Raw genomic sequence first — 20,056 nt, 5'->3', positions numbered from 1 at the left:
TGCCTCAAGCATGGGTCCTGGGCACAAGGCCCAGGAAGGCAGTGGAATTTGCCTGGATGAACGTCGATTGGCCCTAGACCAGGGCCAGGAACGCGTCCGCCGCGCGATCGGCTCCCAGGCCGTCGCAGACCTTCGTGCTGGCCGCCGACAGGGCCGCGCGCCGGCGCTCGTCCGCCAGCAGGCCCTCGACCGCCTTCCCGAACGCGGTGTCGAAGTCCGGCGCGGCGACGTCCAGGCATGGTGTCACGCCCGCCGCTTCCAGCGCCCGGGCGGCGGCGACCTGGTTGTTGGCCAGGATCAGGGTCAGGGTCGGCAGGGCCAGGACGCAGCGCTCCCAGGTCGTGGAGCCGCCGGCCCCGATCGCCAGGTCGGCCTCCAGCAGCAGGCCGGGCATATGCTGGGTGTCGACGTGAAGCTCCAGGCGCGGGTCCTCGGCCGCCAAGGCCCACAACGTCGGCAGGCTGGGCGCGCCGCCGCCCACCACCAGGTCGAGGGCGACGTCGCCGACGATCGGCCGCAGCAGGGCGGCCACCCGTCCGGTGATCCCGCCGACGTCGGTCAGGCCCAGCGACACCAGGATCCGCCGCACGGGCGGCGTTCCGGCCCGTCGCCCCAGGGCGTCCTCGCGCAGGGCCGCGAAGGCCGGCCGCACGGGCGCGTAGGCGGGGCCGAGCAGCAGTCGCGTCTCGGGCGCGACCAGGCCAGCATAGTCCTCCGCCCGTCGCGCCGGACCGGAGTCCAGCACCAGGTCGGCGGCCAGCGGGCGGTCGGCCAGGTCGTCGATGACCAGGGCGGGACGGCCCTTGGCGAGGGCGCGGTGGTCGTCGGCGGCGAGGGCGTAGCTGTCGAACACCACGGCGTCGAAACCCTCGTCGCTGTCTGCGCGGGCCATGTCCGGGGCGAAGGCGTCGAGGACCTTGGCGACCTCGAGCGTCGTCTTGAACGCGCAGGCCGCGCCGCGTTCGGCCAGGGCGTGGGCCAAGGTCAAGGAGCGCATCACGTGGCCGCCGCCGACGCTGGCGCCCGCGGCGCAGATGAACAGGATCTTGGTCATGCGCGCCGATCACCGCCGTAGTCGGCCAGGTCGGGGCGGCCGCGCACGAAGGCCCTCACATCATCCGAGGTGAAGGCCCGGTTCTTCGGATAGAGAGCGTCATAGACGCTCGCCACGAAGGCGTAGTCGTCGGGCCGGTCCACGGTCCAGCGCACCGCGCCCTGGTCAGGGAAGCACGGCAGCCAGGCGCATTTCCAACGGTCGGGCCGGCGTCTCAGGTCCCAGGTGACGTGCTCTCGGGCTTCCGGCGTCGGGTCGGCGGCGGCGCTACGCAGGGCGGCGGCGGTCATCACCTCGACGTCCGTGCCCTTGGGGTGGGCGTGGCCCTCGGGCGTGTTGCTGGCGTAGTCGGCGCCCTTCGAGAGACAGAGCGTGAGGGTCGCATCGATCAGGTCGGGATCGGCCAGCGGGCAGTCGGCGGTCAGCCGCACCACATGCTCGGCCGGGTGGGCGTCCAAGGCTCCGATGAAGCGCCGCTGGACGTCGTCCAGCGAACCCCGGAACACGGTGATCCCCTCGCGGCGCACGGCGGCCTCGATGGCGTCGTCCTCGGGGCGGTCGGAGGTGGCCACCACCAGCTTGTCGACGCGCTTGGCGCGGGCCACGCGCTCGATCTGCCGCACGATCATCGGTTGCCGCACGATCGGCATCAGCACCTTGCCCGGCAGGCGGGTGGAGCTCATGCGGGCCTGAAGAATGGCGAGGATCAGCGGCGGTCGCTTCGCATGGACAGCCAGAACACGCCGTACGCGGCGGCGGCGAACACGAGGCTGAGCAGGGTGGCTCGAAGGAGAAAGTCCATTCAGTCCTCCACTTGCTTCAAAATGTAATGGAGAACGGCCTGCAGCACAACGAAGGCTAGGGAGGCGCCGGCCAGGCTCACCAAGCTCCCATGCCCTGACATGACCGGCTGAAACACTGCATAGACCAACACGGAAATCGCGACCGCGTTGCACGTCGCGGCAAAGGCTTTCCGCTGTTCGTTGCGGGCAGCCTTGCCTGGTGGTGGCGCTGCTGGCGGCTCAATCATGACGCGAACATAATGCGAACATTTGCACGCCGGCAATCGGAAAAATCAGGCTTTCGGCTTGGCCGCGCGAGGCGTTCTCGGCTTCGGCGTGGGCTTGTCGGCGAGCGCCTCGATCGCTTCAACCTTCTTCGCGCGAGCCTTCCGGATCGGTTTCGGCGCGGCCTCGACCACCGGCGCTTCGATCACCGCCTCCGGGATCTCCACCCCGATCCGCGCCAGCACCTCTCGCGCCGCGCGGTCGGTCTCGTTGACCGGTTCGTACGTCCAGCCGTGGAAGGCGCCGCCGTAGGGGCGCGCCGCGCCCTGGCTCTCCAGCTCCTCGTGGAACATCCGGAACTTCAGGCTGGAGCCGTCCATCTTCAGCACGAACACCGGCTTGCCGGTCGAGGCCGCCTCGGTGGCCATGTTGGTCGAGTCCTCGGTGACCAGGATGTAGTCGGCGGCCGCCAGGAAGGCGAAGTAGGGGTTCGCGCCCTCACCGTTCCAGATCATGCCGGGCAGGTGGCGCAGGCGCGCGGTCATCAGGGCGCGGGCCGCCTCGGGCGTGCGGCGCGAGAAGGTCATCAGCAGCGAGCCGCCCTCCTGCTCCAGCGGGATCTGGATCGCATGGGCGATCTGGGCGGCGCGCTCGCTGGACAGGTCGAAGGCCTTGGACCGGCCACCGATCAGCACCGCCACGCGTGGGCGGGGCAGGGGATCGATGACCTCGGCGAAAGCCGCGTACTCGGTCTCGAGCCGCTGCGGCGTCACCCGGTGCGGCGAGCCGGTGATGGCCAGGATGTTGTCGCCCGACATGCGGTCGTGCTTGGGCGGGATCACCAGGTCGAACATGGTGGCCGGCACGCGGGGGTCCTGGATCTGGACCACATAGGTCTTGCCGCCGGACCAGCGTTTGGCGCGGATCGACAGGGGCAGGGTGGCGCGGCCGGCGGCGATCCACAGATCGGGCCAGTCGCCTTCAATCCCGCTTTCGGGCGTCAGCCAGCGCTTGGGCAGCAGGTTCAGCCACCACGGCAGCCGCCCGACGCGACCCTTCCAGGCCACGCGCTTGACCGTCACCTCGCAGGGGACCAGGCGCGCGATCGCCTCCGACAGACCCACGACCTGGGCCTCGATGCCGGCGCGTCCGTCGGACACGGCCCACACGTTCAGCGGAAGGCTGGGCGGGGGAGGTTTGGGAGCTTCGGCCAAGTCGTCGATCCCGGACAACGCAAACGAAACAAGGCCGCTCGAAAAGCGGCCTCGCTCCATTGAACCGTGTTTATGGCGCAGCTGGGGCGGAAGACCGCCTTACAGCCACTCCACCTTGAGGATCTCGTAGGCCTTGGTGCCGCCGGGGGTGTTGACCTCGACCACCTCGCCGACCTCCTTGCCGATCATCGCGCGCGACAGCGGCGAGGACACGGAGATCCGGCCCGATTTCACGTCGGCCTCGTGCTCGCCCACGATCTGGTAGCGAGCCTCGTCCTCGGTGTCCTCGTCGACCACCGAGACGGTGGCGCCGAACTTCACCTGCGCGCCCGACAGTTTGGACACGTCGATAACCTGAGCGCGCGCGATCCGGTCCTCGATCTCGGCGATCTGGCCTTCGATCCAGCCCTGACGCTCCTTGGCGGCGTGGTACTCGGCGTTCTCCGACAGGTCGCCGTGCGAGCGCGCCTCGGCGATCGCGGCGATCACGGCCGGTCGTTCGATGGTCTTCAAACGCTTCAGTTCTTCGTCGAGGGTTTGATACCCCGCGACGGTCATCGGCACTTTTTCCATTGCGGATTTTAGCTCGGACGCCTTGGGAGGAAAGACTTCCGGTCGCGGGCGCACGCTACCGGGGGCTGGGAGGATAGGCGCCCAGTTCCGGATAAGCAAGGGGGCGAGCCTGGCCTTGGGTGAGGGGATCCCTAGAAATCGCGCGTGAAACCGAACTCGACCCGTTGGCGGGCGTAACGGCCCAGGACGATGTTGGACGTCGCTCGCGACGCCGAGAGCTGTACGAACGGAAACGCGCCAAGCACGAGCCAATCCCGCCGGGAAAGCCGCGCCGAGGCCCCATATTCCCGATCGACACGCCGCACGCCGAACAGGGACGAACGGTCGGCGAAGCGCCGGGTCTGAGCGTATGGCTCCACATAGGCCAGGGTGGAGAGGGGCAGGGCGAACAGCCGACCGGCCGACAATCGCGCCTCGCGATAGCCGGCCTGGGCTTCGGCCAGGTCGTGGACGTCGATGGCGACATTGGCGCGCCACAGGGCGCTGGGGCCCAGGAAGCGGGTCCGTCCCACCTGCAAGCCATAGCTCCAGCCGTCGAGGCCCGGGCCGCGGTGACTGTCGATATGGTCCAGGTGGGCTTGCGCGTCCCAGCGCAGGTCGTGACGGGCGTAGGCCTCGAGCGTGGCTTGGGCGCCGCTCCAGGTCTCGAGAGCCGCGCCGCCAAAGCGGATGTCCCGATAGGTGGCCGCCAGATCCAGGCGAGCCTGGTCGGTCAGGCGCAGCTCCGGTCCGGCGCGGACAGCCCACTGCGACTGGTCGAATGTCCGGCCCGGCGCGTCCACCACGAGGGTCGAAGCGCCGCCTTTGATGGCGTAGCGCCCGGACAGGCGCCAGCGGCGCTCCGCCGAAGCGCCCACGCTGGCCGAAACGCCGCCGCGCCGCCGGGCCTCGTCGGAGAGCGTGAACGGCAGGCCGAACAGCTCCACCGAGGTGGCGTTGGTCGCGCCATTGATATTGCTGTCGGGCGCGACCGCAGCCGAAAAGGACAGCCGCAGATCGCGACGGGTCTCGATCTCGGCCAGGCGCGCGGCGGCGATCGAGCGGCGGGGCGCGTCCAGCTGGCCGGACAACGCCAAACGGTAGGCCAGGGCGGCGGCGCGGTCGCGCCGGGCCGCGAAATGGATCTCTCCCAGCTGGTAACGGGCCACGGCGTCCGTGTCGTCCTGGGTGAGATGGGCTTCCAGCAAGGCGATCGCCTCGGTCGGACGGCCCAGCTTGAGCAGCAGTTCGGCGCGCAGCCGCACGCCGGCCGGCGTGGCGGCGATGTCGGGACGAGCCTCGATCAGCGCCAGGGCGGCCGCGTGGTCCCCGGCCCGGAGGTCACGCACCAGGGCGTCGGCGAAGCCGCGGTTCGCCTCACCGCTCGCGAGCGGTGGTTCCTCGGTCTGCCCGGCCCGGGCGGCGGGCGCCAGGATCAGGAACGCAAACAGCAGCAGCGCCGCCCGCCGGAGCGGGAATGTCACGGATTGCGCTTGAGGCCGCCTACGCCCGCCAGCACGCCGCCGGCGGTGTCGGTCAGTTTGTAGCCCATGCCGACCTCGACCGGCGGCCCGCCCCGTTCGCCATAGAAGGCGCCGCTGACCGTCCCCGTCGCATTCGTCCCGGTGGCCGTTCCGTCGAAGCGGGGGCCGTACACGCGGTTGGTCTCGATCGCGCCGGAGAAGCTGAAGTTCAGGTCCTTGGGCGCGAAGGCGGCGCCCGTGGAGTCCATGACGTAGAAGTTCGACGCCGAGCCCGCCACCGAGGCCTTGGCGAAGTCGGCGGTCAGGGTGATGTCGCTGGCGGTCGAATAGACCACCCCGGCGCCGGTGACATAGGATCCGCGCGCGCCGCCGTCGAACTTGGCCGTGCCGGTGGCCGGCAGCGTCGGCTGCAGGAAGCCCTGGCCCATGGCGAAGTACGAGGGCGCGCCAGTCCCGCCGGCCGACGAAAGGCTGCCCAGCTGGACGTAGTCCAGGCCGCCTTGCAGCACGTTGGCGATGTCGTAGAGCGTGAGGGTGGTGCCGTCGCCCGGCAGTTGCGCGCCGGTCACCCCGTCGCGGCCGTAGTTCGCGCCGACGCGGATCCGGCCCAGTCCGTCGATCTTGGTCGTCGGAGTCTCGTAGTAGCGATAGATCACCCCCGCCCCGCGCGTATTGGCGAGGACGTACAGGTCATCGTCGGTCCGGGTGGTCTTGCGGTTGTCGAGACTGATGTAGTCAAACGCGAAACCGCCCTGGTCCGCCTGCAGCTGCTGGATCGTGAAGGCGCCTGTCCCCAGACTGCCGCCCGAGCAGGTGACGGCGTTCGGCGTCGTCGCGCAATTGGAGGCGTAGGGCGTGGCTGGAGGCGCGGGCGGTTTCGGCGGCGGCGTTGGCGTGACCACCGGCGGCGTGGGGCCCGGGCCCCCGCCGCCGCCGCCCGCGCAGGCGGACAGGGCCAGCATGGCGGCGACGAGAACGACCGGACGTGTAAGCGGCATGAAAGGGCTCCCCTAAGGTTGCGCTAGCAAACCGCCGCCGTTTCCGCAATCCACTCTTGGATCGATCCTCAGCCCTGCTTCGGCACCGTGTTGATCATCCACGGAATGCCGAACTTGTCGGTGAAGCTGCCATAGCCGGGCGACCAGAAGGTCTCGGCGAAGGCCATGCCGACCTTGCCGCCCTCGGACAGGGCGTCGAACACCCGGCGGGCCTCGGTCGGATCGTCGGTGTGATAGGTGACGTCGAAGCCGTTCTTGGGCTTGTCGATGTTCGGGGCGAATTCGGGCGGCATGTCCGCGCCCATGATCGACTGGTCGCCGACGTCCAGCCAGGCGTGCATCAGCCAATCCTTGTACTGGGGATCGACCGGCATGTCGGGCGGGCCCTCGCCGAACGGAAAGGCCGCGGTGACCTTGCCGCCCAGCACCTGGGCGTAGAAGTCAAAGGCCTGGCGGCATTCGCCTTTGAAGCTGAGGCTGGTGACGATCTTCATGGGGTCCTCCTTGTGGGGTGGCGGACGCTAGCGCGGCTCGCGCCGGTTTTTGGCAGCAGCGGGTTCAGGCGTAGGCGCCTCTATGCGTAGGCATAAGGCCCGCCGCGCTCGAGGGCGCGCTGGAAGGCGGGGCGGGCGTGGATCTTGTCCAGGAACGCTTTGACGTGTGGCCGGTTCGACGCCCCGGCGCGGGCGGCGCCGGCTTCCAGCGGAAAGCTCATCATGATGTCGGCCCCGGTCATCGCGTCGCCGGCGAACCATTCGGACTTGGCAAGCTCGGCCTCCCAGTAGTCGACATGGGCCTTCAGCTGCGGGTCGACGAAGCCGGCCTGGGCCTTGGCGGCGATCGCCTTGACCAGCCCCTTCAGCAGGCCGGGCGCGCGATCGGGCAGGGCGGTGAAGACCAGCTTCAGCAGCAGAGGCGTCATGGCCGAACCCTCGGCGTAGTGCAGCCAGTAGGTGTAGCGCAGACGCTCGGGCGTCCCGGCGGCCGGGATCAGCCGGCCTTGGCCGTAGGTCTCCAGCAGGTATTCGACGATCGCGCCGGTTTCGGCGATCACCTTGTCGCCGTCGGTCACCACCGGTGACTTGCCCAGCGGATGGATGGCCCGCAGCTCGGGCGGGGCCAGCATGGTCTGGGCGTCACGCTGGTAGGGCTTGATCTCGTAGGGAAGGCCCAGCTCCTCCAACAGCCACAGGACGCGCTGGCTGCGCGAGTTGTTGAGGTGGTGGACGACGATCATTCGGACGCTTCCCGCTTTGCTTTTGTCGCGCGAACGATGGTCGCCGGATCGGCGTTCGGCAAGGCTTGGCGTGGAGGATCGCCCGATGAACCCTAGGCCGCAACCACCGCCTCGACGATATGCGCGCGGTACAGGACCGCGATCAGGTCGGTCTGGGTGATCACGCCGATCAGGCGGCGGTCGCCGTCGACGACCATGGCCTCGTGGGTGTGGCCGCTGGACAGGATCGGCAGCAGGGCCGCGATCGGGGTGCTTTCCATGACCTTGTGGACGAACGGGTCCAGCGCCGCCTCGACCGTGCGGCGGCGGTTGGCCTGCAGCTCGGCGCGGCGGGCCATGCCGATGACCCGGCCGTCGGCGTCGACCACGGGGGCGGCGCGCAGCTCATGCTCGCGCATGTAGGCAAGGGCGCTTTCCGACGATTGGTCGTGATGCAGGCTGATCACGTCCTTGGACATCACGTCGCCACAGCGGATCTGGTTGTGCAGGCGTTCGGCGGCCGACAGCTCGACCTCGCGGAACAGGGCGTCCAGGTCCTCGCGGCTGACGTCCAGCAGTTCGCCGTAGCGGGCCAGGGCCTGGTCGAGGTCGACGGGGCTGTAGCCGATGCGGGCGGCCGGAGCGGGGTCCTTGGTGCCGTGCGGGCTGACCAGGGCGGCGGGCGCGCGGTGCGGATACGAGTGCCGGGTCGCCTTGCCCCACAGCATCCCCGCGCCGACTAGCAGCAGAGAGTCCACCGCCACCGGGCTGAAGGCGAACAGATAGCCGGCCTTGGTCACGGCCGACCCGCCGATCACGCAGATCAGGGCCACCGCGCCGCCGGGCGGATGCAGACAGCCCAGCAGCATCATCATCCCGATCGCGGTCCCGACCGCCAGGGGCGCTGCGATCAGAGGCTGCTGCGGGAACAGCATCGCCACGGTGATCCCGACCAGGGCCGAGACAATGTTGCCGCCCAGCACCGAGCGCGGCTGGGCCAGCGGACTGGCCGGCACGGCGAACACCAACACCGCCGAGGCCCCGATCGGCGCCACCAGCAGCGGGTGCAGCCAGTCGCCGCCGCCCCCAGAAAAAGAAGAGACCGCGAAGCGTCCCAGGATTCCGGCGAACACCAGGCCCAGCAAGGCCCCGGCCCCGCCGCGCAGGGCGTCGATCGGACGGATGGGGCTTTTGCCGCGCAGGAGAGGGCCGCGCAGGAAGGCGTGGAGGCGATCGGTCATGGGACCGCGCTCTTAGCCCGCGCGCGACGCTTGGTCTTTCCGTTTTTTGTACAGGCGGTTCAAGAAAAGCACCGGCGTGACCGTGAGCGCGGGGAGGCGGAGCGACCGTTCCATATTGCGAGGGCTACCGTTTCTCGACATGCTGGTTTTGGGTGCACGTTCTAGTTGGTCGCGGGCCTGCGGAAATTAATACCGCCGCCCGACGCGGCTCGGAGGGGGAATGAAATCACGTCGTCAGCTCGCGGCCCTGTGCGTCGCGGCCCTTGGCTTGACCGGGTGTGAGAACAAGGTCGAAGAAGCTGTCAAGCGCGACCTCATGGACGGTGTCTCCGCCCAGTTTCGCGACGTTCAGCGGTGCCCTAACGAGACTTCGATCTACAAGGGAGAGGTCAACGCCAAGAACAGAATGGGGGCGTACACGGGGTATGAGCCGTTCTTCTACGATGGCGTAAGCGTGACTTTCGTCGGCAGCTCGGATTTCGGCAAGGTGCTGAAGCGCTGCTACGGTAAGTTCGCCGAGGGTATCGATGATCGTTCGGGCGCGACCGGCGCCAATGCCGCGCTGGGCGCGTGGACAACGCACGAGACCGTCAACCCCGTCGACGACAGCAAGACCCGTTTAGCCAGCCTGACCGCGAGCGAGGGAACCTCGAGCACAGGTGATCCCGTGGTGCTGACGATCCGTTGTCAGTCGAACAAGACGGAACTTTACGTCAATTGGAATGACTACCTCGGCGATGACAGCCATGACGTCTACGCCGAGTGGAAAAGGGTGACGGTGCGCGTTGGCGCGGCCCCGGCCGCCACGCAACGATGGGGCGTCTCGACGGACAGCAACGCCACCTTCACGCCAGGCTCACCCGTTGAGCTGATCAAGCGGATGGCCAAGGCCGATCGGCTGGTGCTCCAGACGACGCCCTACAACGAGAATCCCGTGACCGCGGTGTTTCCGCTCAAGGGCATCGACGTGGCCGTCAAGTCGCTGGCGGAGGGATGCGGCTGGAAGCTGTAGCCTCAGCCGACGCGGCGGAGCTGCTGGCCGGCGAGCGGCCGAGACAACGGTCTGTTCAGGCCTTGGGTTTAGCCCTTTTCGCGAAGGGGAGGCCGCCGTGACCCAACAGCCCGAGACCGCGCTCGCCCGCGTGGCGACGCCGCTAGCGGCGGCGCTGGCGATGGCGGCCGTGATGCTGTTCGCGCCCCAGGCGCTCAACGACGGCGACACCTGGTGGCACATGGCCACCGGCGCGTGGATCCTGGCCCACGGCCGCGTCCCCGACCATGACGTCTTCTCCTATTCCATGGCCGGCCATCCCTGGGTGGCGCACGAGTGGCTGTCCGAGGCGCTGATGGCCCTGGCCGCCCGCGTCGCCGGGTGGAGCGGCGTGGTCATCCTGTTCGCCGCCGTCGCCGGCGGTTCGGCCTGGATGCTGGCCCGACGGCTGGCGCGCGACCTGGGCGGCCTGACCTTGATCGTGACGGCGACCCTGTCCCTGGCCTGCATGGGCGGCAGCCTGCTGGTCCGGCCGCACCTGTTCATGCTGCCGCTGCTGCTGGCCTGGACCCTGGAGATGCTGGCGGCGCGCGACGAGAACCGGCCGCCGCGCCTAGCCTTCGCCCTGCTGATGACGCTGTGGGCCAATCTGCACGGCAGCTATGTGTTCGGCTTCGTGGTCGCCGGCGCCTTCGGGCTGGAAGCCCTGGCCGCGCCGGGCGCCGAGCGGATGAAGGTCCTGCGCGACTGGGGCCTGTTCGGCTTGGCCAGCCTGGCCTGCGCGGTGGTCACGCCGCACGGGCCGCAAGCGCTGCTGTTTCCGTTCCAGCTGATGACCATGACCGTGCTGCCGCAGATCACGGAGTGGCGAGCCCAGGACTTCTCGCACGTGACGCCCTTCATGGCCGCGCTGCTGGCGACCCTGTTCGTCTGCCTGGGTCGAGGCGTGAAGGTCCCGCCGATCCGGCTGCTGCTGCTGCTGGCCCTGCTGTTCATGGCCTTGCAGCACGTCCGCCACCAGCTGGTGCTGGTGGCGATCGCGCCGCTGCTGCTGGCGCGGCCGCTGGCCGAGGCGCTGGGACACGACGTGCGGACGGACCGGACGCCCCGCGCCTGGCTGGTCGGCTTCGGCGTCGCCTGCCTCGCCCTGGCCGGCCTGCGCCTGGCCCTGCCGCTGCAGCGGGGCGACGGCCTCAACAGCCCCGTCACGGCGCTGGACAGCGTGCCGGCGGACCTGAAGGCCAGGCCGGTCCTGAACGGCTACGGCCTTGGTGGCTACCTGATCTACAAGGGCGTGCGGCCGTTCATCGACGGCCGCGCCGACATGTACGGCGACGCGTTCAGCGCCGCCTATTTCGCCGCCGTCAGCCCCGATCCCGCCGCGCTGGAAAAGCTGGCCCGCGATCATCGCGTCGCCTGGACGATCTTCACGCCGGATGACCCGGCCGTCGCGGCCCTGGACGCCAATCCGGCCTGGCGCAGGATCCACGTCGATCGCCAGGCGGTCGTGCACGCGCGCGTCGGGCCCTACTCGCCCGGCGGATGATCCAGGGGCTTCAGGTCCGGATCCACCCAGCCGCGCCGCGCGTCCACCGAGAACAGCCGTTCGCGCGACCAGTGGGTCAGCGGCCAGGCCTTGTCGCCCATCGGGGTGGCCAGCAGCCGGGCCGCGGCCTCGGCGTCGGCGGTCTCGTCCGGCAGGCCGGCCACGAAGGCGCGGATGGCGGCCAGATAGGCTTGGGTGATGGTCTCGTGATAGCCACCCTGGTCGTCGTTCACCCCGCCGACCGAGACGTTGTAGGCGCGGATGATCCCCGGCAGGTCGCGCTCCAGCCCCGTGTCGCGCGTGCGGACCAGGCGCAGGGTGGCCGTCAGGTGGGCGGCGTGGGTCCACTGCTCCTTGGGCAGGGTGCGATCCAGCAGGCGCTCGGCCAGGGCGGCGATGTCGTCGTTGGTGTACGGTGAAGGTTCGGCGGTCATCCCCGCCATTTAGGGATCGGCGTTCGTCGTGGCTAGCTCCGCCACTCCCAATCCTCGCCTCCCTAGGCCTTGTGCCTAGGGCCCAGCGTTCAACTGACGCGGTGCTCGTCAGTTGTGCGCCCACGCTGACGGCGCCCGCTGGCCATCGTCGAGCCCGGCCGCGCCATGGGTCCTCGCCACGAGGGCGAGGAAGGCAAGTGTTGGAAGGGATTTATGCGTTGAGCGCCAGGCTTTCCGCCGGCCGGCGCTCCGCGTCCAGTCGTACGGTCACGTCGGCGACCGAGGGCAGGTCGTCGGCGATCCAGCGGGTCAGGCGCTCGTAGTGGGCGACGAAGCGGTCGAGGGCGGGCTCGTCCATGCCCAGGGCCGGGTCGTGGCCCTGGGCGGCCAGGCGTTCGCGCAGGCGCGCCTCCTGCTCGCCGCGCCACTGGCGGACCACGGCGAAATCCGGAGCGGTCATCAGCACCAGGCGATCGAGCCGGGCGAAGAGGGCCGCGTACGATCCGGCCAGGGCCGCGTTGGCGAAGCCGCGCCAGGCGCCGTCGGGGTCCTCGTCGCGCTCCAGGGCGTTGACCGGCTCCGCCAGGGCCTCCTCCGGCTGGGGCCGAGCGCCGACGCACCAGCCCTCGAGCAGGACTACCTGGGCGGGCCCCTCGAAAACCCGCCAGTCGGCCATTGGCGCGCGGTCGTCCTGCGCCTTGTCGAAGCGGGGCAGGGCGGTGGTCTCCGGCCGCGCCAGGGCGTCCAGCACGGCCAGGCCCAGGGCGGGGTCGTGGGTTCCCGGAACGCCACGCGTGGCCAGCAGCGGATGGACCTCGTCCGCCAGCCGCAGGCGCTCGGGCCGGGGGAGGTAGAGGTCGTCGATCGACAGGACGGCGGTCTTGAGGCCGCGCGCCTCCAGCAGCCAGGCGACCAGGGCGGTCAGGGTCGACTTGCCCGAGCCCTGCGGCCCGCAGATCCCGACCACCAGCGGCGTCTGGCGTCCCGCCGTCCAGTCGGCGATCCGCGCGGCCAGCGGCCGGTGCAGGCGGGCGGCGAGGTCGGCGAAGGCCGGGGGCAACCGCTCGTCGCGCACGAAGGCCGCGACCAAAGCGGCTTCGTCGGCCATCAGAAGGCGTTGCTCCAGCGGACCGCCTCGGGCAGCGGCAGGCTGGCCTCGAAGACCAGGCCGTCGGGGCGGAAGTCGAACCGCGCCTGGCCCTTCTGTTCGCGGCGGATCGAGCTCTCGATCAGGCGGGTGCCGAAGCCGGGGGTCTTGGGCGGGGTCACCGGCGGGCCGCCGATGTCGCGCCAGGTGAAGGCCAGCTTGTCGGTCACAGGATCGACGCGCCAGAACACCTCGACGCGGCCCTCCGGCGACGACAGGGCGCCGTACTTGGCGCTGTTGGTGGCCAGCTCGTGGAACACCATCGACAGGCCCACGGCCGTATGCGGGGCCAGGGCCACGTCGGGGCCGGCGCGGATGACGCGGTCGACATGCGCTCCCAGGCTGGCCTCGACCAAGGCGGCCATCTCGGCCTCGCGCCAGCCGGTGCGGGTCAACAGATCGTGGGCCCCCGACAGGGCGATCAGCCGATCGGTGAACACCTCGACCGGCGCGCCCTTCACCTTGGCGAAGGTCTGGCGGGCCAGGGCCTGGACGGTGGCCAGGGTGTTCTTCACCCGGTGGTTCAGCTCGTTGATCATCACCCCCTGGCGCTCCTCGCGGGCCTTCAGCTCGCGGGAGGCGGCGCGCAGGGCGGCGTGGACGGCGGCGATCTCTTCCAGGGCGTCGGGATTGGCCGGCGGCAGGGTCTCGCCGCGGCCGATCGCGTCGGCGTCTAGCACCAGCTGGCGCATCTCGTCATTGATGCGCCGGGCGTAGAGCAGCGACAGGCCGATGCCGATGATCAGCAGCAGCAGGAAGACGCCGCTGCCCAGGGCGACCGAGCGGTTGACCGTGCTGGCCAGCTCCTCGCGCGGGATCGACACCACCAGGGTCCAGCCGGTCTGGGGCGAGCGGGTATAGGCGACCATGGTCGGCACGCCTTCGAGCGACACGCTCTTGTTCACCCCCTCGGTCGAGTGGCGGAGGTTCTCCGCCATGTCTCCCGACGCCAGGGCGCCGGTGAACTTCTCGTTCAGCCGCGAGCGGGCGATCACGTGGCGATTGTTGTCCAGCAGGGTGGCGACCCAGCGGTCGGGCACGCGCTGCTGGCGGAACACCGAGGTGAACGAGGCCGACTCCACTACGTAGGACAGGACATACATCCTGCCCTTGACCATGATCGGCGTGCCGACGGTGATCACCGGCTTGCGGGCCACGGGACCGGCGATCAGGTCCGAGACCTTGCTGCGGCCCGCCGAATAGGCGCTGGCCTCGGAGGCCGGCCGCTTGATGCGGGGCAGGGGCGCGCCGTAGGGCTTCAGGGTGTTGACGACCTGCTGGCCGTCGGCGTCGGCGACCACGATCCAGCCGGCCCGCCGCTCGGTGACGCGCTTGGCGCGGGCATGGAAGCCGGCCCAGTCGCCGTTGATCAGCGCCTGGTCGGTGGCCAGGGTCTCGGCGACCGAGATGCCGGTGGCGGCCTGGCGGTCGACGGCGCCGGACAGGGCCCGGGCGGTGGTGACCAGTTGCTGGTAGAGCTGCCCGCGCGACTCCCGGTCGGCCCCGGCCAGCAGGAAGCCCATCGAGATCAGGGCGGGCGCCAGCAGGCTGACGGTCAGGAGGACGAGCCGGCCGCGCACCGAACCGATGCGGCGACGGTCGCCGAAATCACCCTCTCCGAGCCGTTTCATGCGCTAGGCGCACCCGCTGCGACAAGAGCGCCGTCGCTCTCCCAGCTTGTATAGCGAAGCGAGTCGCGTCCCGCGTCCCAAAAATCGGGGCACGCGGTTAACAAGCAGGGCCGTAGCCGTGTCGCCGAGTTGTGCGTTATGAGACGGCCATGAAGAACCTGCCCAACATCCTGACCGGCTCGCGCCTCGCGATGGCGCTGTTCATGTTCGTCGCCCTGGCCGCCGCCGCCGGCGCCGTGCCGTGGCTGAGCGATCAGCTGACGGCGGAGAGCCAGCTGCGGCTGGAGCGATGGGCTTTCTACGCCTTCGTCGTCGCCTCGGTGACAGACTTCTTCGACGGCTGGCTGGCCCGCAAGCTGGACGCGGTCAGCGTCTGGGGCGCGATCCTCGATCCCATCGGCGACAAGATCCTGGTCTGCGGCGCCCTGCTGGGCCTGATGGCCCTGGGCCCCAACGCCATGGTCGTGCTGCCGGCCGGCCTGATCCTGTTCCGCGAATTCGCGGTCAGCGCCCTGCGCGAGGTCGGGGCCGGCAAGGGCGTCAAGCTGCCGGTGACCCTGCTGGCCAAGTGGAAGACCACCCTGCAGCTGGTGGCCATCGGCGCCGAACTTATCCTGGCCTCGTGGGGCGCCTTCGACCTGCCGCCGGAGCCCGGCCTGATGGGCGGCTTCACGATCGTCGCCCACAGCCTGCTGTGGCTGGCCACCCTGGTCACCCTGATCACCGGCGCGCAATACTGGGAAGCGGCCCGCAAGGCGCTGACGTAGCGGCTTCCCGCTCCTCCCCCGCGTTGCGGGGGAGGTGGCCCGGAGGGCCGGAGGGGGCAAGCTGGGCCCATGCCGCGTTAGCCCCCTCAGTCGCTCCGCGACAGCTCCCCCGCATCGCGGGGGAGCAACTTTTGAACCTTCCCCGTCCCCGCCCCGTTCCCCTCCAGGCGCAGCTTCGAGGGGACCCCGCCACGTGACGCTTCATCAAGGCCTCGCCTTCGGCTTGATCGCCGCGACGATCGTGGCGTTCGTCTGGGGGCGCTGGCGTTACGACCTGATCGCGCTGGGCGCCCTGGCCGTCGGCATGGCCATGGGGCTGATCCCGGTGAAGGCCGCGTTCGAGGGTTTCGCCAACGACATCGTCATCATCATCGCCAGCGCCCTGGTGCTCAGCGCCGCCGTGGCGCGCTCGGGGATCGTCGATCTGCTGATGGCGCCGCTGCTGCCGCGGCTGAAGGACGAGCGCACCCAGGTCCCCGTCCTGGCCGGGACGACGGCGGTGCTGTCGATGGCCACCAAGAACGTCGGGGCCCTGGCCCTGATGATGCCCAGCGCCCTGCAGATCGCCCGCCGCACCGGCGTGCCGCCCGGGCGCCTGCTGATGCCGATGGCGTTCGGTTCGCTGGTCGGCGGCCTAGCCGTGCTGGTCGGCACCTCGCCCAACATCATCGTCTCGGAGGTGCGTCAGGAGGCCTTGGGCCATCCGTTCAAGATGTTCGATTTCCTGCCGGTCGGCGGAATCCTGACCGTGCTGGCCGTCGCCTATCTGAGCTTCGCCTACCGCCTGTTGCCCAAGTCGCGCCAAGCGGCGATCGACGTCGACGCGGCCCTGGCCGCCAACGCCTATGTCACCGAGGTCGAGGTCCCCGAGGACTGGAGCTTCGACCAGGGCCGGGTCGGGGCGTTGAAGAAGGCGGCCGACGGCGCGGTGGCGGTGGTGGCCATCCTGCGCGGCCGCCGACGGATCGAGACGCCGCACGCCAATCTCAAGATCCAGCCCGGCGACGTCCTGCTGCTGGAGGGCGAGCAACAGGAGCTGAACCAGCTGATCGTCACGGCCAAGCTGCGGCTTCGCGACGCCGACCGGCCCGTCGTCATGAACGAGCCGACCGACGAGGTGCGGGTGGTCGAGGCGGTGATCGGCGGCGAGAGCGACCTGATCGGCCAGTCGGCCCGCAGCGTCACCCTGAACGACACCCACGGCGTCAACCTGCTGGGGGTCAGCCGCCGCGGCCACCGGCTGGGCGGCCGCCTGGCCACCATCCGCCTGCGGGCCGGCGACATCGTCGTGCTGCAGGGGGCCGAGCAGTCGCTGCCCGGCGCTTTGCAGGCCTTAGGCCTTCTGCCGCTGGCCGAGCGCGAGGTGCGGCTGGGCGGGGTGCGCCACGCGGCGCTGCCGGTGGTGATCCTGGCGGCGGCCATGGCCCTGGTCGCGACTGGCGTCATCCCGGTGGCGGCGGGCTTCTTCGGCGCGGCGGTGCTGGTGGTGGCCAGCGGCGCCCTGCGGATGCGCGAGGCCTACGCCGCCCTGGAAGCGCCGGTGCTGGTGCTGGTCGCGGCGCTGATCCCGGTCAGCGACACGGTGCAGAAGACCGGCGGCGCCGACCTGATCGCCGGCTGGCTGTCGGGGGCGTTCCACGGCCTGCCGCCGATCGCCACCCTGACGGCGATGATGGCCGTGGCCATGGCCGCCACGCCGTTCCTGAACAACGCCGCCACCGTGCTGATCGCCGCCCCGATCGGCATGGGCGTGGCGCAAAGGCTGGGGCTATCCCCTGACCCGTTCCTGATGGCCGTGGCGGTGGGCGCGGGCTGCGACTTCCTCACGCCCGTCGGCCACCAGTGCAACACCCTGGTGCTGGGGCCGGGCGGCTACCGGTTCGGCGACTACGCCCGCCTGGGCGCGCCGCTCAGCGCGCTGATCCTGCTGGTCGCGCCCTGGCTGATCGCCTGGGTGTGGCCGTTCGGGGGGTGAGGAACCTTCCTCCCCCTCTGGGGGAGGGGGACCGCCGAACGCCGGTGGAGGGGCCCTGTGCGGTGGCGAGTTCACCACCGCTTCGCGGACCCCCTCCGTCTCGCCGCGTATTCGCGGCGATCCACCTCCCCCTAATGGGGAGGAGGGGCCTCCACCACCTCGGGTTCGGCCGCGCCGTCCAGCAGCCAGGCCGGGGCCGGCGCGGGCTGTTCGTCGGGCGCGCGTTCGGATCGCATCATCGTGGCCAGCCAGCTGGCGCCCGTCATCCGCAGAACCATCGTCGTCTCCTTCGCGATGATGCTCCTGAGAATGAATTGCAATTATGACTCCCGCAAGGCCCTAAGCGTGGGGTCGACGCAATGCGCCGCCTAGCGGCGCGGCGCGTTCAGGGCGCGGCGGCGGGAAGCCTCGCGTTCCAGCGGCGTGATCACGATGGCGACCTCGCGGCGCTGGGCCGGGGTGCCGGTGACGTCCAGCCGGCGGGCGTTGGACAGCAGGATCTTCAGCTCGGCGTCGCTGAGCGTGGGGATCTTCTCGATCAAGGTCATGCCAAAGCTCCGGTCCCGTCGTAAAAGGTCGTCCCAAGACGAAAACGCGCGAAGCAGAGCTTTGGGTGCGGCTATCCTCGAAAAGTCGGCGAAATTATTCTTCTTGATTCCGAAAATAATTTGAGGCTAGATGAGTCATCGAATTCGCTGCCGCTCGGCCTGCTATTCCTTGCTCCCCCTGTGGAGCGCCGGACGCGCCCCCCGAACTTCCAACGAAATTTGATCGTCAACCGGAACGTTTCCGGGTGACGAACACCTATGACTAAAAGGATTTCATCCATGGCTACCGGCACCGTGAAGTGGTTCAACGGCACCAAGGGCTTCGGCTTCATCCAACCCGACAACGGCGGCGCTGACGTGTTCGTGCACATCTCGGCCGTTGAACGCGCTGGTCTCGGCTCGCTGAACGAAGGCCAAAAGGTCTCGTACGAGCTGGAACAAGACCGCCGCAGCGGCAAGACCTCGGCCGGCCAGCTGCAAGCGGTCTAATCGACCCTCGCATCTGGACCTTGGTCCAAAAGAATAGGCCAGCGCTTGCGCTGGCCTATTTTCGTTTGGGGGTATGGCGATGGGCCCCTCCCTCTCCCTATGGAAGAGGGATTTTGCTCGCCCCCTCAGTTCCACCCGGGCGGCGGCGAGCCGGTGAAGTCGTTCAGCTGGGCGGCCAGGGCCTTCTGGAAGGCCGGGCGGGCCGTGCAGCGCTCGACATAGGCAGCCAGCTTGGGCTGTTCGGCCAGCAGGGCGGCGGGCGCGTTGCGCAGAACGTCGGCCATCAGCAGGTCGCCGGCCGTGAAGCGGTCGCCGTCCAGATAGAGGTTGTCGCCCAGGCGCAGGGCCAGCTCGGCCAGCCGCTTGCGGGCATGGGCCTCGACGGCCGGGCGGCGTTCCTTGGTCCACTCCGCGCCGGCGTTGAAGATGTCGATGTCGGCCAGGTTGCCGATCGGGATCTCCATGGTGTTCAGCGCGCAGAACATCCAGGTCAGGGCCCGGGCCCGGGCCGCGGGTTCACGCGGCAACAGGGCCTCCGACTGCTCGGCGATGTGCAGCACGATCGCGCCGCTCTCGAACATCTCGACCTCGCCGTCGCGATAGGCCGGCACCTGGCCGAACGGCTGCTGGTCGCGATAGGCGCCGGCGTTCTCGCCGGTGGCCAGCTTCTGGGTGCCATAGGGCAGGCCGGCTTCCTCGTGAGCCCAGCGGACGCGAAGGTCGCGCACGTGGCCGCGGGCGAAGTCGGGCACCCAGGCGAAGGCGGAAACGACAGGGGGCGTGGTGGTCATGGCGTTCATTGGACGGTCTCCAGATAGGTGGTGAGCTTCTCGAACAGGCTGGTCCAGCCGCCGATGTGGGAATCGCGGGCGGTGACGGTCTTGAAGGGGGTCTGGTGGAAGCGCAGCAGCGTCCGGCCGCTGGCCATGGGCAGGAAGGTGACGGTGACCAGGTTGTCGACGTCCCAGGCCCCGTCCTCCCAGCGGAAGGTCATGACGATGCGCTCGCCGGGGACGATCTCCTGGTAGACGCCCGACTTCCAGATCTCGCGGCCTTCCTCGCTGCGCATCCCGAAGCGGTAGGCGCCGCCGACGCGGAAGTCCTGCTCGATGCCGATCGCGGTGAAGGTCTTGGGCCCCCACCAGCGCATCAGGTGCTCGGGCTGGGTCCACACCGAGAAGACCAGGTCGCGGGGGGCGTCGAAGATCCGCTCGATCAGCAGCTCGTCGTCCTGCACGACCGAGGTCGCCGGCGAGGGGGTAGGGGAGGCGACATCGGTCATGCCTTGGGCTCCGTACGCTTGGAAGTGGGGGGCTTGAGATTTGAAGGTTGGGCGGCCTTGGTTTGGGCGGTCTGGGCGCTCTGGGCCTGCAGCTCGGCCAGATAGGCGGCCATGCGGTCGAAGCTGTCGTCCCAGAAGCGGCGATAGGTCTCCATCCATGAGAACGCCTGTTTCAACGCTTCGGGCTCCAGCTTGCAGGGCCGCAGCTGGGCCTCGCGGGTGCGGCTGATCAGGCCCGCGCCTTCCAGCACCTTCAGGTGGCGGGAGACGGCCGGCAGGCTGATCTCGAACGGCTCGGCCAATTCGTTGACCGACGCCTCGCCGGTGGCCAGCCGGGCCAGGATGGCGCGGCGTGTGGGGTCGGCCAGGGCGGCGAAGGTGGTGGAGAGATGATCGGTCATTCATTTAACGTCTGTGTTAATTAACGGACTTGTTAAATTGAGAATGAGCGGCTGTCAAATACAAAAAAGCCGGAGGGCG

At 69.6% G+C, this 20,056-nt stretch carries 23 protein-coding genes; 5 read left to right on the top strand and 18 right to left on the bottom strand.

Features of this window, described 5'->3' with window-relative positions; all coding sequences use genetic code 11:
- Window positions 1–73: 73 nt before the first annotated feature.
- From pseG to ASC70_RS05630, 10 genes are all read right to left on the bottom strand, one after another.
- Entirely contained in the window at window positions 74–1,054 is a 981-nt protein-coding gene (gene pseG, locus ASC70_RS05670; protein ID WP_056047331.1) for a UDP-2,4-diacetamido-2,4,6-trideoxy-beta-L-altropyranose hydrolase, read from the bottom strand.
- A complete protein-coding gene (locus tag ASC70_RS05665) occupies window positions 1,051–1,764 on the bottom strand; it encodes a cytidylyltransferase domain-containing protein (protein WP_056048460.1) in 714 nt (237 codons plus the stop codon). The genes pseG and ASC70_RS05665 overlap by 4 nt, the downstream gene beginning before the upstream one ends.
- Window positions 1,761–1,856: a hypothetical protein gene (locus ASC70_RS25465; RefSeq protein ID WP_235519293.1), complete on the bottom strand. Its 96-nt coding sequence runs from the start codon at window positions 1,854–1,856 to the stop codon at window positions 1,761–1,763. The genes ASC70_RS05665 and ASC70_RS25465 overlap by 4 nt, the downstream gene beginning before the upstream one ends.
- 273 nt (window positions 1,857–2,129) lie before the next feature.
- Complete coding sequence (locus ASC70_RS05660) at window positions 2,130–3,221, bottom strand: mitochondrial fission ELM1 family protein (protein WP_369815097.1); 1,092 nt, start codon at window positions 3,219–3,221, stop codon at window positions 2,130–2,132.
- Between the two features lie 153 nt (window positions 3,222–3,374).
- Window positions 3,375–3,848: a transcription elongation factor GreA gene (gene greA / locus ASC70_RS05655; RefSeq protein ID WP_056047328.1), complete on the bottom strand. Its 474-nt coding sequence runs from the start codon at window positions 3,846–3,848 to the stop codon at window positions 3,375–3,377.
- 131 nt (window positions 3,849–3,979) lie between these two features.
- Window positions 3,980–5,311 carry a surface lipoprotein assembly modifier gene (locus ASC70_RS05650; RefSeq protein WP_056047326.1) on the bottom strand — a complete coding sequence of 444 codons (1,332 nt, stop codon included), beginning with the start codon at window positions 5,309–5,311 and terminating at the stop codon, window positions 3,980–3,982.
- Window positions 5,308–6,309, bottom strand: a complete 1,002-nt coding sequence (locus ASC70_RS05645; protein WP_056047324.1) for a transferrin-binding protein-like solute binding protein — start codon at window positions 6,307–6,309, stop codon at window positions 5,308–5,310. Before ASC70_RS05645 ends, ASC70_RS05650 begins: the two co-directional genes overlap by 4 nt.
- 68 nt (window positions 6,310–6,377) lie before the next feature.
- Complete coding sequence (locus ASC70_RS05640) at window positions 6,378–6,803, bottom strand: VOC family protein (protein ID WP_056047322.1); 426 nt, start codon at window positions 6,801–6,803, stop codon at window positions 6,378–6,380.
- 80 nt (window positions 6,804–6,883) lie between these two features.
- Window positions 6,884–7,546: a glutathione S-transferase family protein gene (locus ASC70_RS05635; protein ID WP_056047319.1), complete on the bottom strand. Its 663-nt coding sequence runs from the start codon at window positions 7,544–7,546 to the stop codon at window positions 6,884–6,886.
- Window positions 7,547–7,638: 92 nt separating this feature from the next.
- Window positions 7,639–8,766, bottom strand: a complete 1,128-nt coding sequence (locus ASC70_RS05630; RefSeq protein WP_056047316.1) for an HPP family protein — start codon at window positions 8,764–8,766, stop codon at window positions 7,639–7,641.
- Between the two features lie 220 nt (window positions 8,767–8,986).
- Between ASC70_RS05630 and ASC70_RS05625 the strand changes: the two genes are divergently transcribed.
- Window positions 8,987–9,778: a type VI secretion system-associated protein TagO gene (locus ASC70_RS05625; RefSeq protein ID WP_056047313.1), complete on the top strand. Its 792-nt coding sequence runs from the start codon at window positions 8,987–8,989 to the stop codon at window positions 9,776–9,778.
- A gap of 97 nt (window positions 9,779–9,875) precedes the next feature.
- Window positions 9,876–11,303, top strand: coding sequence for a hypothetical protein (locus ASC70_RS05620; RefSeq protein ID WP_056047310.1), 1,428 nt, complete (start codon window positions 9,876–9,878; stop codon window positions 11,301–11,303).
- On the opposite strand, the gene ASC70_RS05615 is transcribed toward ASC70_RS05620, so the two are convergent.
- The 3 genes from ASC70_RS05615 to ASC70_RS05605 form a co-directional block, all read right to left on the bottom strand.
- A complete protein-coding gene (locus tag ASC70_RS05615) occupies window positions 11,285–11,737 on the bottom strand; it encodes a hypothetical protein (protein ID WP_056047306.1) in 453 nt (150 codons plus the stop codon). The genes ASC70_RS05620 and ASC70_RS05615 overlap by 19 nt on opposite strands.
- Before the next feature lie 211 nt (window positions 11,738–11,948).
- Window positions 11,949–12,845 (bottom strand): kinase, encoded by an 897-nt coding sequence (locus ASC70_RS05610; RefSeq protein WP_056047303.1) that lies wholly within the window; start codon window positions 12,843–12,845, stop codon window positions 11,949–11,951.
- Complete coding sequence (locus ASC70_RS05605; protein WP_056047300.1) at window positions 12,845–14,515, bottom strand: sensor histidine kinase; 1,671 nt, start codon at window positions 14,513–14,515, stop codon at window positions 12,845–12,847. The genes ASC70_RS05610 and ASC70_RS05605 overlap by 1 nt, the downstream gene beginning before the upstream one ends.
- A 149-nt stretch (window positions 14,516–14,664) precedes the next feature.
- Here ASC70_RS05605 and pgsA point away from each other — a divergent pair, with 149 nt between their 5' ends.
- Both pgsA and ASC70_RS05595 read left to right on the top strand, forming a co-directional pair.
- Window positions 14,665–15,282: a CDP-diacylglycerol--glycerol-3-phosphate 3-phosphatidyltransferase gene (pgsA, locus tag ASC70_RS05600; protein ID WP_056047297.1), complete on the top strand. Its 618-nt coding sequence runs from the start codon at window positions 14,665–14,667 to the stop codon at window positions 15,280–15,282.
- Window positions 15,283–15,475: 193 nt separating this feature from the next.
- Window positions 15,476–17,257, top strand: a complete 1,782-nt coding sequence (locus tag ASC70_RS05595; protein ID WP_056047293.1) for an SLC13 family permease — start codon at window positions 15,476–15,478, stop codon at window positions 17,255–17,257.
- A gap of 131 nt (window positions 17,258–17,388) precedes the next feature.
- On the opposite strand, the gene ASC70_RS25260 is transcribed toward ASC70_RS05595, so the two are convergent.
- Together ASC70_RS25260 and ASC70_RS05590 are read right to left on the bottom strand one after the other, a co-directional pair.
- Entirely contained in the window at window positions 17,389–17,535 is a 147-nt protein-coding gene (locus ASC70_RS25260) for a hypothetical protein (protein WP_200940379.1), read from the bottom strand.
- Between the two features lie 90 nt (window positions 17,536–17,625).
- Window positions 17,626–17,805: a hypothetical protein gene (locus ASC70_RS05590; protein WP_047407568.1), complete on the bottom strand. Its 180-nt coding sequence runs from the start codon at window positions 17,803–17,805 to the stop codon at window positions 17,626–17,628.
- 279 nt (window positions 17,806–18,084) lie between these two features.
- Here ASC70_RS05590 and ASC70_RS05585 point away from each other — a divergent pair, with 279 nt between their 5' ends.
- Window positions 18,085–18,294: a cold-shock protein gene (locus tag ASC70_RS05585; protein WP_047407565.1), complete on the top strand. Its 210-nt coding sequence runs from the start codon at window positions 18,085–18,087 to the stop codon at window positions 18,292–18,294.
- 125 nt (window positions 18,295–18,419) lie between these two features.
- Here ASC70_RS05585 and ASC70_RS05580 read toward each other — a convergent pair whose 3' ends face one another.
- The 3 genes from ASC70_RS05580 to ASC70_RS05570 are packed head-to-tail and all read right to left on the bottom strand — an operon-like array spanning window position 18,420 to window position 19,977.
- Window positions 18,420–19,094, bottom strand: a complete 675-nt coding sequence (locus ASC70_RS05580) for a glutathione S-transferase family protein (protein WP_235519275.1) — start codon at window positions 19,092–19,094, stop codon at window positions 18,420–18,422.
- Complete coding sequence (locus ASC70_RS05575) at window positions 19,091–19,576, bottom strand: SRPBCC domain-containing protein (protein ID WP_056047286.1); 486 nt, start codon at window positions 19,574–19,576, stop codon at window positions 19,091–19,093. Before ASC70_RS05575 ends, ASC70_RS05580 begins: the two co-directional genes overlap by 4 nt.
- On the bottom strand, window positions 19,573–19,977 hold the full coding sequence (locus tag ASC70_RS05570) for a metalloregulator ArsR/SmtB family transcription factor (protein WP_082539855.1): 405 nt from the start codon (window positions 19,975–19,977) through the stop codon (window positions 19,573–19,575). The genes ASC70_RS05575 and ASC70_RS05570 overlap by 4 nt, the downstream gene beginning before the upstream one ends.
- Between the last annotated feature and the right edge of the window lie 79 nt (window positions 19,978–20,056).

It is taken from the genome of Caulobacter sp. Root343 (assembly GCF_001425745.1).
Classification (GTDB): domain Bacteria; phylum Pseudomonadota; class Alphaproteobacteria; order Caulobacterales; family Caulobacteraceae; genus Caulobacter.
The sequence above is the reverse complement of the archived record's forward strand: the minus strand, read 5'-3'. Positions and strand labels throughout refer to the sequence as shown.

What these genes read in the sequence shown, in the direction of transcription:
- ASC70_RS05610 (WP_056047303.1), bottom strand. Translation starts at nt 12,845, where the DNA reads ATGGCCGACGAAGCCGCTTTGGTCGCGGCCTTCGTGCGCGACGAGCGG.
- ASC70_RS05605 (WP_056047300.1), bottom strand. Translation starts at nt 14,515, where the DNA reads ATGAAACGGCTCGGAGAGGGTGATTTCGGCGACCGTCGCCGCATCGGT.
- pseG (WP_056047331.1), bottom strand. Translation starts at nt 1,054, where the DNA reads ATGACCAAGATCCTGTTCATCTGCGCCGCGGGCGCCAGCGTCGGCGGC.
- ASC70_RS05570 (WP_082539855.1), bottom strand. Translation starts at nt 19,977, where the DNA reads ATGACCGATCATCTCTCCACCACCTTCGCCGCCCTGGCCGACCCCACA.
- ASC70_RS05640 (WP_056047322.1), bottom strand. Translation starts at nt 6,803, where the DNA reads ATGAAGATCGTCACCAGCCTCAGCTTCAAAGGCGAATGCCGCCAGGCC.
- ASC70_RS05590 (WP_047407568.1), bottom strand. Translation starts at nt 17,805, where the DNA reads ATGACCTTGATCGAGAAGATCCCCACGCTCAGCGACGCCGAGCTGAAG.
- ASC70_RS05615 (WP_056047306.1), bottom strand. Translation starts at nt 11,737, where the DNA reads ATGACCGCCGAACCTTCACCGTACACCAACGACGACATCGCCGCCCTG.
- ASC70_RS05585 (WP_047407565.1), top strand. Translation starts at nt 18,085, where the DNA reads ATGGCTACCGGCACCGTGAAGTGGTTCAACGGCACCAAGGGCTTCGGC.
- ASC70_RS05630 (WP_056047316.1), bottom strand. Translation starts at nt 8,766, where the DNA reads ATGACCGATCGCCTCCACGCCTTCCTGCGCGGCCCTCTCCTGCGCGGC.
- ASC70_RS25465 (WP_235519293.1), bottom strand. Translation starts at nt 1,856, where the DNA reads ATGGACTTTCTCCTTCGAGCCACCCTGCTCAGCCTCGTGTTCGCCGCC.
- ASC70_RS05580 (WP_235519275.1), bottom strand. Translation starts at nt 19,094, where the DNA reads ATGAACGCCATGACCACCACGCCCCCTGTCGTTTCCGCCTTCGCCTGG.
- ASC70_RS05645 (WP_056047324.1), bottom strand. Translation starts at nt 6,309, where the DNA reads ATGCCGCTTACACGTCCGGTCGTTCTCGTCGCCGCCATGCTGGCCCTG.
- ASC70_RS05625 (WP_056047313.1), top strand. Translation starts at nt 8,987, where the DNA reads ATGAAATCACGTCGTCAGCTCGCGGCCCTGTGCGTCGCGGCCCTTGGC.
- greA (WP_056047328.1), bottom strand. Translation starts at nt 3,848, where the DNA reads ATGGAAAAAGTGCCGATGACCGTCGCGGGGTATCAAACCCTCGACGAA.
- ASC70_RS25260 (WP_200940379.1), bottom strand. Translation starts at nt 17,535, where the DNA reads ATGGTTCTGCGGATGACGGGCGCCAGCTGGCTGGCCACGATGATGCGA.
- ASC70_RS05635 (WP_056047319.1), bottom strand. Translation starts at nt 7,546, where the DNA reads ATGATCGTCGTCCACCACCTCAACAACTCGCGCAGCCAGCGCGTCCTG.
- pgsA (WP_056047297.1), top strand. Translation starts at nt 14,665, where the DNA reads ATGAAGAACCTGCCCAACATCCTGACCGGCTCGCGCCTCGCGATGGCG.
- ASC70_RS05575 (WP_056047286.1), bottom strand. Translation starts at nt 19,576, where the DNA reads ATGACCGATGTCGCCTCCCCTACCCCCTCGCCGGCGACCTCGGTCGTG.